We start from the raw sequence: 7,202 nt of genomic DNA on the forward strand, positions 1-7,202 counted from the left end.
CGAAGCGTCGCCCTCGGCATGAACGCATCGGTCAATTCGATTGCGGGCGCGGTGGTGCAAGTACTGATCTTCGCCATCCTCGGCAGTTCCGTGGCAGCTGTCGTGGCCGGCTCACCGGTATACACACCCGATGCATTCCAGGCGGCCTACCTCACCGCAGCCGCCGTCGGAGCCCTCGGATTGATCGTCTCCCTACTGATTCCACACGGCCGCCGGCAGCCCAGATCGGAACCACCGACCTCCGATCCCCAGTCGGATAGCCCCCTCCGGACAGCGCCGACACCGAAGATCGCAGACAAGGACATGTCTCACTTAATCTGATCGAGTCTGTCCGTCAACATGATGGATGTGGTGCGCACGGGTGCATCAGAGATAAAAGTTGGCGATTATCGATCGGCGACGGCACCACGTTGTCCCATCTGGACAAAAACGACGTCAAAGCCGGGAACTATCCACCACCGATGATCAATAGGATTGAAACCCTGCCATCAGCCAAGTCAACAATGTCCGGTATTTCGCTGTAATGATATAGAATATGCAGATTTATCATTGATCGATGGCCTCACCCGGGATGCGGATCATTCTCGGTTCTACCGCATTGATGGCCCGAAGAAATCGAAATGGAGAGGCGTAACCAATGAGAACCACAAACAAAACGACGGCTGTTTGCGTCAGCATCGCGGCGTTGACTATCACCTTCGCGGGATGCAGCCGAGATACCCCTGACAGCACCCTGAGCGCCTTGCCCCCATCGGTCACAGTCTCGCAATTGGTCGACGTGACAGCTCCAACCAAAGCCCCAATACTAATTTCTGCCAACAATTTCCGCGATCTAGCTGGGCCCGACATCGGGTACATCACATCCGACGGACGACGCGTTCGCGAGGGTGTTGTCTACCGCTCCAATGCGCTGACGACCAACGACTCGGACGCCGCAGCATTGGATTCCTTAGGTATAAAGACAGTATTCGATCTGCGGACACCCGCAGAAGTCACCGAGAAGCCCGACCGTGTTCCGGCGGGCGCGAGGTACCAAAATATTGATGTGTCTGGCGGCACCAAGACCGCAACCGTACTCTCGTCCGTGGATCTCTCCACTCCCGAAGGCGCACGGAACATGGTTACCGGCGCGTATCGGAAAATCGTGACGGACCCCGCTATGCGAGCACAATTCGGGGCGCTACTCACCGATGTCGCCGTCACCGACGGCCCACTAATTATTCACTGCAGCGCGGGCAAAGACCGAGCCGGGTGGGCTAGCGCGGTTCTGCTGAAGATCGCGGGCGTCGATGACGCAACAGTGATGAGTAACTACCTTCTCACCAACGAATACTCGAAGGATTCGATCGAGTCGGTCGTCGCCAAGACGACAGCCTCGGATGGTGAGCAAGCCGGAGCCGCTGTGCGAGTTATCTACGGAGTCTCCCCAGAATTCCTTCAGGCGGGATTCGACGAGATCAGCACCATCTTTGGCACCTTCGAGAACTACCTCACGATGGGGCTTGGACTCACACCGGACAGTATCGCAGCGTTGAAGACCAAGCTCACCAGTTAGAGCGCATCTGAAAACTCGGGGTGATCGGCGTGTGACTGGTGAGGAATGGGTGAACTCCTGGTAGGCCAGTAGGTGCTTACGCCACGACCCGACCAGGAGTTCACTTGCCATCATCGCTCATCGCACTGTGTCCGTCATGCCCTACCCCGGACCCGGGGATCGGGCATCGGTGCGCGGTCTACTCGTCCTCGGTGACCGACGCTCAATGGGCGATTCTCGAACCACTACTACCTCCACCCCGCAACACCACCGGCAGCGGTGGTCGACCCGAAAAACACTGCCGCCGTCTCGCACTCGATGCAATCTTCTATGTCGTTCGAGGTGGGATCGCCTGGCGGCAGTTGCCGGCGGAGTTCCCGCCCGCGACCACGGTGTACGCGATCTTCGCCCGCTGGGTCCGCGCGGGAGTATGGCAGCGGATTCACGACGCGTTACGTGATCGGGCGCGGGTCCAGGGCGGTCGACACCCGCTGCCGTCCGCGGCGATCGTCGACTCCCAGTCGGTGCAGGGCGCCGACACGGTGGCCCGGTCGAGCCGAGGATACGACGCGGGCAAGAAAAACAACGGCCGCAAACGTCATATCGCGGTCGACACCAACGGGCTGCTACTTGCGGTCGTGGTAACCATGGCCGGGATCCAGGACCGTGACGGTGCCATCCGACTGCTGGCCGCGTTGCGTGCCCGATTCTCGACGATCAGCCTGGTGTGGGCGGACGGCGGCTATGCCGGACGGCTGATCGACTGGTCGAAACAGATTGTGCCTCTGACAGTTCGGGTTGTCAAGCGAACCGACGATGTCAAAGGGTTCAAGGTTCTTCTCCGGCGTTGGGTAGTCGAGCGAACCTTTGCCTGGATCTGTAAACACCGGCGCTGTGTCCGTGACTACGAGACGCGGCCCGACCATCACGAAGCGATGGTCTACATCGCCATGATCGCCACCATGTCACGCCGACTCGCCCGCACGGCGTGACGCATCCCGGAGTTCTCAGACGCGCTCTGAGAGGTTGTGCGCGGTGGTTTCTGGGCCGGGCAGCCAGGCGGTATGGATCAGTGCATCGATTCCGCCGTGGTGAGTCTCGACGTGTGTGAAAGGTCCTGTCGACTTCGGTTTCGATGGCCAGTCGGCCTCGGCCGGGTAGGCGGTGGCACCGGTTGCGGTGATCTCGGCGGCAACAGCCTCGGCGGCGTCGGCGGAGAAGCTGTGGGCGATGACCCGGCAGCCGGTATCGGCGAGGAGTCGGGCGGTGTGGGCAACCTTCGGGTTGTTCGACGCCGGTGACAAGGACGCGGGGCCGGTACGACGAACGGTCGGGTGTGCGGGGCAACGGAGGTTCCGCGGTTGTCATCTCACGCTCTCTGACGGTTGTCCTCTGACGCTTCTTGAGGGGAACCCGGTTCGCGTACGGGACGCGCACCGGGTTGGTGGTGTGTCAGTAGGCGGCGCTGTCAACCGCCCGCGGCTTGAGTTTTCCCAGGCCCGAGGACTCCTGGAGGGAGCGGCCCTTCGTTTCCGGTGCCCAGGCAATGCAGACGATCAGACCCGCGAAGGTGATGCCGGCGCCGAGCAGCATGGTTGTTCCCAGACCCAGGTGATCGAGCCCGATCGGCAGCAGGTAGGTGCCGACCGCAGCACCGATCCGACTGGCGGAGGTTGCGATTCCGACTGCGGTGCCGCGGATTTCGGTGGGGAACAGCTCGGTCGGGTATGCCCATTCGAGGATGCTGGGTCCACCGGAGAAGAGTGCGTACAGGCAGAAGCAGGCGATGACGATGGGAGCGGCAGCGTACGGGGCCAGGCCGAGGACGGTCAGCGGGATGATCATCAGCGCGAACGACCAGATGATCAGCGGCCGGCGGCCGACCCGGTCGATCAGCTTGATCGCGGGGACCAGACCGATCAGGAAGACCAGGCTGATCAACAGCGACCCGAGCACGGAGTCCTCGGACATGTCGAAGGCAGCGAGGATGGTCGGGCCGAAGGTGTAGAGGGCGAACAGTGGGATGATCTGGAAGGTCCAGAACAGGGTCACGAACAGGGTGCGCTTACCGTACGGCTTCTTGAACGAGCTCCAGAAGTTCATGCCGGTGGGGGTTTCCTGTTCGGCGAGCAGATCGAGTTCGCGTTCGCTGGGCTCACGGCCGAGGGCGGAGGCGATGTTCACGCGAGCCTGTTCGCGGTGCCCATTGCTGATCAGCCAGCGCGGTGACTCGGGGGTGCCGTGGCGGGCGATCATGATCAGCAGCGCGGGAACCGCTGCGCTGGCGAGTACCCACCGCCAGGCGTCGTCACCGAGGGCCTGCACGAACAGGTAGCCCACGATGTAGGCGGCGGATGCTCCGATGAACCACCACGCCATCAACAGACCCATGCACCGGCCGCGCTCTTTGCGCGGCAACCATTCCGAGAGCATCGCTGTCGCGATGGGATAGTCGGCTCCGATCGCGATGCCGAGTATCAGCCGCAGCGCGATCAGCTGCCACCCCTCCTGCACGAAGAGACACAGAATCGAACCCACCAGTAGGGCAGCCAGATCGACGGTGTACATTAGTTTTCGGCCGATTACGTCGGTGAGCCGGCCGAACCCGAGGCCGCCGATGAACAGTCCGATCAGGGCTGCGGCTCCGACGATACCGAGTTCGGTTGACGTCAGGTGCAGTTGGTTCTGGATGCCGACGATGACGACGCCGATGTTGCCGAGGATGTAGCCGTCGAGGAAGGGTCCACCGGAGGACAGCAGTACGAGTTTGCGGTGAAACTTCCCGTATGGGGCTTCGTCGATCACGGAATAGGTCATGGTGCTCATCTCCCGATGTGGGTGAGTCGAGGGGTTGGGGTGGCCGCCGTCGGGCAGGATCGCCGAATCAGCCATTCAGTCGCATCCACGATGTGGCGGGACATATTGGTAATACAGTGCGGAGCACACGATCTCGCAGCATTGGGAGCGTCGCGCGCTCCGCACCGTGTTGTTCCGGTCAGAGGTGGTCAGGAGGCGCTCTGTGACCGGAAATCTGTGTCGATCAGTCCGTGGTGGTCCACGGATTGCGGGTTCCGACGGTCCAACCGCCATCGACGAGGATTTCAGCGCCGGTGCAGTAGGAGCTGTCGTCGGATGCCAGGAATGCTGCGACCGTGGCGATTTCGCGGGGCTGACCGATGCGACCGAGAGGGGCCTTGGAGTATTCGGTGGGAACGGCGCCCTGCGGTGCGCCCATCTCGGTGGCCACCCCACCGGGGTGGATCATGTTGACGCGGATCCCCTGGGGCCCGAGTTCGCCGACCGCAGCCTTGGACATCGCCAGCAGCGCGGACTTGGTCGATGCGTAGGCGGCGGTGTAGTCCAGCGGCGCGAACGAGGACACCGAGACGATGTTGATGATCGAGCCGTGACCGATCGTCGCCATGTGCGGTGCAAGGGTCTGCATGCCGAGGAACACGCCGATCTGGTTGACCTCGATGATGCGCCGGTATCGCTCGACCGGGGTCTCGATGATGGGGTTCTGGTAGTAGATGCCGGCGTTGTTGATGAGCACGTCGATGTGCCCGAAGGCATCGATTCCGGCGGCCAGGGCGTCGGCCCACTGCTGGGCGTCGCTAACGTCGAGGTGGACGGCGAGGGCGCGATCTGCGCCGATGTCGGCCGCGAGCTTCGCCGCCTCGTCGTCGAGGATGTCGGCGATGACGACCTTCGCGCCACGCTCGGCGAACAGTCGTGCCTCCGCTTCGCCCTGTCCGCGGGAGCCGCCGCTGATGAGGGCTACCTTCCCGGTGAGGTCAGCCATGAGTTTCTCCGATCAGGGTGGTGGTTGCATCGAGGGGGCGCACGGCGCTCGGGGTCGCCAGGGCGCTGAGAATGTCTTGGGCGGCAGCAAAGCCGGACTGCACCGCGGTCTCGGTGTACCAGGTGCCGAGGAAGTCGCCGGCGAGCATGATGCGGCTGCCGCGCCGGGTGAGGGTGGGCTGCAGTGTGCCGCGTCCGGGGAAGCAGTACGCCAGGCCCTGTGGCCACCGCTGGACGATGGCCTCCTCGACCTGCCCGGGGAAGCCGGGGAAGATGTCGTCGAGGTCCTGGTAGTAGGTGTCGAGGATCTCCTCGTCGCTGCGGTCGATCAGCGGGCGTGCGAAACGGGCCGGGGAGAACGCCATGATGCTGCTGCCCTTGCCGCGGACCGGTTCCGCCGCGCGGGTGGTGTTGGACATGTTGAAGAAGACGTTGAACGCGCGCTTGGGGGTGGCGATCGCGTACGAGGAGTCCCACCGTTGCGGGGTGGTTTCGTTGGTCAGGAAGGCGGCGCTGACGTAGGGACCGTAGACGATCTTGCTGAGCGCGTCGCGGACGTCGGTCTCGAGGTCGGGGGCAATCTTGGAGGTGACCGGGGCGGTGGTCGCGAGCACTGCGTAGCGGGCCTTGGCCTCGTGGTCCTTGCCGTCGTGGCGGTAGCGGACGATCACGTGGTTCTTGCTGTGGATCACTTCGGTGACGTCGGCGCCGATCTTGGCCGATTCGCCGAGTCCGGCGCCGATGGTCTCGGTCAGCGTCGAGGGTCCGCCGACGATGTTGCGGCACAGTCCGCCGCTGCGGTCCCAGACCAGGTGGAAGTAGCCGACGCCGGCGCCGGCGGAGACCTGTTCGGGGTCGCCGGCGGAGCGGCTGACCGTAGGGCGAAACAGGGCGTCGGCGTCGTTGGGCAGGTCACCGACGAAGTCGGTGAAGGTCTTGTCGCCGAGGAAGTCGTAGATTCGCTGCTGGCGAACCCGGTAGTCCTCGCCGTCGCGGGGTGCGGCGACCTTGGCGTACTTCATCACTGCCATCCGAACCTTGATTCCGGCGCGCATGAGGGCGGCGCGGTCGGACCAGGACATCGGCACCCGGAACGGATAGGTCTCCACCCGCCCGGAGGTCAGCAGTTTTCCGTTCATCGCCAACCCGGCGAGGCTGCCCGGCACCGGGGTCGAATCGATGCCGACGGAGCTCATCAGGTCGCCGGTGGCGGTGCCTGGGCCGTTGTAGACGTGGGCGCCCCAGTTCAGCCAGTAGTCGCCGCGGCGTTCGGAGCGGATCCGGCCACCGAAGCGGGGTTCTTTCTCGAGCAGCAGGACGTTGCGGTGCCGAAGCCGGTGGGCGGCCGAGAGGCCGGCGAGTCCACCGCCGACGATGATTGCGTCGTACATGATGTCTTCTTTCACTGTGAGACTCACATCGCCATGCACAGGCGGTTGGAGTCGAGGATGGCGGCGTGGATGTTGCGGCTGGAGACGGCATCACCGACGCGGAAGAGCTGGAAGGTGCTGTCCTCGTTGGCGACGAGGGTCTGCGGTTGCAGGTGCAGCAGCGCGTCCTGATCGACGGCCCCGTGGTTGCGGGAGCGGTCCTTGAGTTCGAAGTAGACGTCGTCGACCGGGACCGTGCCGTGTTCGACGACGAGTTGGTCGACGGTGCGGGTCACGGTGGTGTGGGCGTATTCGTCCTCGAGGGTGACCGTGAGGCGGCGGTCGGCGTCGCGGGCGACCTTGGTGACCCGGGCACCCAGGGTGGTGCGCACAGAGTGCTCGGCGAAATTCTTCAGATAGGCCGGGTAGTTCGACCCCCCGACCAGCGGAGCGATGATGCGTTCGGGGGTGACGACCTCCACCTCGGCGCCGGCGTC

General features: G+C 63.7%; 6 protein-coding genes and 2 pseudogenes. 3 read left to right on the forward strand and 5 right to left on the reverse strand.

The window, feature by feature from the left end:
- From ACFTZB_RS40705 to ACFTZB_RS40715, 3 genes and pseudogenes are all read left to right on the forward strand, one after another.
- A pseudogene (locus tag ACFTZB_RS40705) lies at nucleotides 1–321 on the forward strand (hypothetical protein); the annotation flags it as partial.
- A gap of 316 nt (nucleotides 322–637) precedes the next feature.
- On the forward strand, nucleotides 638–1,555 hold the full coding sequence (locus ACFTZB_RS40710) for a tyrosine-protein phosphatase (protein ID WP_378440869.1): 918 nt from the start codon (nucleotides 638–640) through the stop codon (nucleotides 1,553–1,555).
- A 158-nt stretch (nucleotides 1,556–1,713) separates the two neighbouring features.
- Nucleotides 1,714–2,526, forward strand: coding sequence for an IS5 family transposase (locus tag ACFTZB_RS40715; RefSeq protein ID WP_378440878.1), 813 nt, complete (start codon nucleotides 1,714–1,716; stop codon nucleotides 2,524–2,526).
- A 15-nt stretch (nucleotides 2,527–2,541) separates the two neighbouring features.
- On the opposite strand, the gene ACFTZB_RS40720 is transcribed toward ACFTZB_RS40715, so the two are convergent.
- From ACFTZB_RS40720 to ACFTZB_RS40740, 5 genes and pseudogenes are all read right to left on the reverse strand, one after another.
- Nucleotides 2,542–2,838 (reverse strand): SDR family NAD(P)-dependent oxidoreductase, encoded by a 297-nt coding sequence (locus tag ACFTZB_RS40720; protein WP_378440871.1) that lies wholly within the window; start codon nucleotides 2,836–2,838, stop codon nucleotides 2,542–2,544.
- Nucleotides 2,839–2,986: 148 nt separating this feature from the next.
- Nucleotides 2,987–4,426 (reverse strand): MFS transporter, encoded by a 1,440-nt coding sequence (locus ACFTZB_RS40725; RefSeq protein ID WP_378440873.1) that lies wholly within the window; start codon nucleotides 4,424–4,426, stop codon nucleotides 2,987–2,989.
- A gap of 148 nt (nucleotides 4,427–4,574) precedes the next feature.
- Entirely contained in the window at nucleotides 4,575–5,336 is a 762-nt protein-coding gene (locus tag ACFTZB_RS40730) for an SDR family NAD(P)-dependent oxidoreductase (protein WP_378440874.1), read from the reverse strand.
- Nucleotides 5,329–6,726 carry a protoporphyrinogen/coproporphyrinogen oxidase gene (locus ACFTZB_RS40735; RefSeq protein ID WP_378440876.1) on the reverse strand — a complete coding sequence of 466 codons (1,398 nt, stop codon included), beginning with the start codon at nucleotides 6,724–6,726 and terminating at the stop codon, nucleotides 5,329–5,331. The genes ACFTZB_RS40730 and ACFTZB_RS40735 overlap by 8 nt, the downstream gene beginning before the upstream one ends.
- 23 nt (nucleotides 6,727–6,749) lie before the next feature.
- Nucleotides 6,750–7,202, reverse strand: a pseudogene (locus ACFTZB_RS40740) (N-methylproline demethylase); the annotation flags it as partial.

Origin of the sequence: Rhodococcus sp. NPDC057014, from assembly GCF_042673295.1 — a bacterium.
Classification (GTDB): domain Bacteria; phylum Actinomycetota; class Actinomycetes; order Mycobacteriales; family Mycobacteriaceae; genus Rhodococcus_F.

What these genes read in the sequence shown, in the direction of transcription:
- ACFTZB_RS40735 (WP_378440876.1), bottom strand. Translation starts at nt 6,726, where the DNA reads ATGTACGACGCAATCATCGTCGGCGGTGGACTCGCCGGCCTCTCGGCC.
- ACFTZB_RS40730 (WP_378440874.1), bottom strand. Translation starts at nt 5,336, where the DNA reads ATGGCTGACCTCACCGGGAAGGTAGCCCTCATCAGCGGCGGCTCCCGC.
- ACFTZB_RS40725 (WP_378440873.1), bottom strand. Translation starts at nt 4,426, where the DNA reads ATGGCTGATTCGGCGATCCTGCCCGACGGCGGCCACCCCAACCCCTCG.
- ACFTZB_RS40710 (WP_378440869.1), top strand. Translation starts at nt 638, where the DNA reads ATGAGAACCACAAACAAAACGACGGCTGTTTGCGTCAGCATCGCGGCG.